Annotated in this window: 2 protein-coding genes and 2 pseudogenes; all 4 read left to right on the top strand. The window is 44.3% G+C overall.

Annotated elements, in window-relative coordinates:
- Window positions 1-292: pseudogene (locus BG32_RS14420) on the top strand (2-deoxyribose-5-phosphate aldolase); the annotation flags it as partial.
- Window position 293: 1 nt separating this feature from the next.
- Window positions 294-923 (top strand): cyclodeaminase/cyclohydrolase family protein, encoded by a 630-nt coding sequence (locus BG32_RS14415; RefSeq protein WP_006492204.1) that lies wholly within the window; start codon window positions 294-296, stop codon window positions 921-923.
- Window positions 916-2,061 carry a tRNA guanosine(34) transglycosylase Tgt gene (tgt, locus tag BG32_RS14410; protein WP_006492203.1) on the top strand — a complete coding sequence of 382 codons (1,146 nt, stop codon included), beginning with the start codon at window positions 916-918 and terminating at the stop codon, window positions 2,059-2,061. Before BG32_RS14415 ends, tgt begins: the two co-directional genes overlap by 8 nt.
- Window positions 2,062-2,065: 4 nt before the next feature.
- Window positions 2,066-2,440 (top strand): annotated as a pseudogene (locus tag BG32_RS14405) (hypothetical protein); the annotation flags it as partial.

Here is a 2,440-nt window from a genome sequence, read left to right as displayed (position 1 = left end):
AACATCGCTCCTCACAGAAGAAGAAAAGATCGTTGCTTGCGTTATTTCGAGAGAAGCAGGTGCCGCCTTTGTGAAGACCTCGACCGGTTTCTCCGGCGGAGGGGCCACGGTAGATGATGTATCGTTAATGAAATTCGTCGTGGGAGACGCTTGCAAAGTTAAGGCTTCCGGAGGGGTTAAATCGAGAGAGGAAGCTCTCGCAATGATTTCTGCCGGAGCAAGCAGGATTGGTACTAGTTCAGGGATCAATATTGTGTCAGAAGGATCAAAAGAGAATTGGGGGGGTTATTGAGATGGATTTCTGCACATTATCGTTAAAGGACTTCTTGAAGAAAGTCGCTGAAAAATCCGCAACTCCTGGTGGGGGAGCAGTCGGAGCAGTTGTGGCAGCGCTCGCAGCCTCTCTTGGCTCCATGGTTGCAAATCTCACTATTGGAAAAAAGGGTTATGAAGACGTAGAAGGTCACATGGAATCTTGTTTAGAGGTATTCGAATCGGAAAGCAATTATCTGTGTGACTTGATGAACCGAGATATTCAGGCTTTTGATCAGGTGTTATCTGCGTATAAGTTACCAAAGGCTACCGATGATGAAAAGAATGCAAGAGAAATGAAAATTCAGCAAGCCTTAAAGACAGCTATCGAGGTCCCTTTTGACCTTGCCAGGAGATGTAAAAACATTATCGTAAATGTTGAACGTCTCGCGAAATGGGGCAACTCCAGTGTTCTTTCAGATGCGGAGAGTGCTGCCCATCTTCTTCTTGCAGTTCATAGAATCGCCAAGGCAAATGTCATGATTAATATGAAATCCCTAAAGGACCCTGATTACGGTGCATGGATAAACGAAGAGATGAAACAACTTGAAAAACAGATTGATTCCTCATACAACAAGATAATTGAGATAATCGGGAAACGTAATGGTTGAACTGAAACTCAAGGCAAAGAGTACGGAATCAAAAGCTAGAACCGGGGTAATTGTCACGCCTCACGGTGAATTCGAAACTCCGGTTTTTATGCCTGTTGGCACAAACGGAACAGTTAAGGGATTATGGCAAGATCAGTTGGAGGAGCTTGACGCGAGGATCATACTTGGAAACGCGTTTCACCTTTTCTTACGTCCCGGGCTGAATGTTCTCAGGAACTTTGGTGGGCTTCATAAATTTATGTCGTGGAAACATTCGATTCTGACTGACAGCGGTGGATTCCAGGTCTTCTCTCTAAAAGAAAAAAAGATTACCGACGATGGGGTAAAGTTTCGGTCGCCTCTTGATGGTAGAGCACTCTTCTTTACTCCTGAGCTTTCTTCAGAGATTCAGGAGGCGATTGGATCGGATATTGCCATGGCCTTCGATGAGTGTGTTGAACCAAGCGCAAACAAAGACTATGTAAGACAGTCAGTAAAGAGAACTACGATTTGGGCGGAGAGATTTCTGCTTTCTCACAAAGGGCAAAGTATGCAGTCTCTCTTTGGTATAGTCCAAGGGGGCTTTTTTAGTGACCTGAGGGAAGAAAGTGCCGCTAGAATTACTTCACTTGATTTTGAAGGTTTCGCTCTTGGCGGACTGAGCGTTGGAGAGGATTTCCAAACGACGGAAAGAATTTTGTCGGGATCTGTAAATTTGTTACCTGAAGAAAGACCAAGGTATTTGATGGGGATAGGTTCTCCAGAACTCATAATGGCCGCCGTTGAAAACGGCATAGATATGTTTGACTGTGTTCTTCCAACCAGGTTAGGAAGGCATGGAGCGGCTTTGACATCGAATGGAAGAATCAATCTTAAGTCCTCAACAAACAAGGAAGACAAGAGACCCGTTGATCCCGATTGCAGTTGCAAGGTTTGCTCGACATACAGCCGAGCATACATACACCATCTTTTCATAAGGGATGAGATTCTTGGAAAGATCCTGTTAAGCTATCACAATATTAGTTTTCTTATGCAGTTTGTGAAAAGGATCCGACAAGCTATACTTGACGACAGACTGGCCGAATTCAAAGAACATTGTATTGAGACTGGCCTAATTCAAACAGAGAACCTTAAGACTTCTGAAGAACGTATGGGGTGATAAGATGAAGAAGCTCCTGATTCTGATCGTTGTGTTTTTTTGTGTTGTTACTGTGGCAATGAATCCCTTCCAGCTTCAAACGGGTGGAAATGGTATCCTTGCAGTAGAGTATGATTCGGGATTTGGCAGTCCTTCTGATTTGTATGGGATAACTAATTCAGCTTTCTCAACGCACTTCGTTGAACTGACTACGGTTGCCTCTCCCTCTTCAAATCAACGTGCTCTCTACCTGCATCTCTTTGAGGATTCAGATGATGGAATGGCAGGGATGCTTCAATACTACATGGACACTGAAAATGCATCGAATGTTAGATCACTTAGCTACACAATATCGGGTGCGCTTGGCCCCTTTACGGCTTACGGGGCGGATTTTGAATTA

This window comes from Mesotoga sp. HF07.pep.5.2.highcov (genome assembly GCF_003666285.1).
GTDB classification, from domain to species: Bacteria; Thermotogota; Thermotogae; order Petrotogales; family Kosmotogaceae; genus Mesotoga; species Mesotoga prima.
The sequence above is the reverse complement of the archived record's forward strand: the minus strand, read 5'-3'. Positions and strand labels throughout refer to the sequence as shown.

What these genes read in the sequence shown, in the direction of transcription:
- BG32_RS14415 (WP_006492204.1), top strand. Translation starts at nt 294, where the DNA reads ATGGATTTCTGCACATTATCGTTAAAGGACTTCTTGAAGAAAGTCGCT.
- tgt (WP_006492203.1), top strand. Translation starts at nt 916, where the DNA reads ATGGTTGAACTGAAACTCAAGGCAAAGAGTACGGAATCAAAAGCTAGA.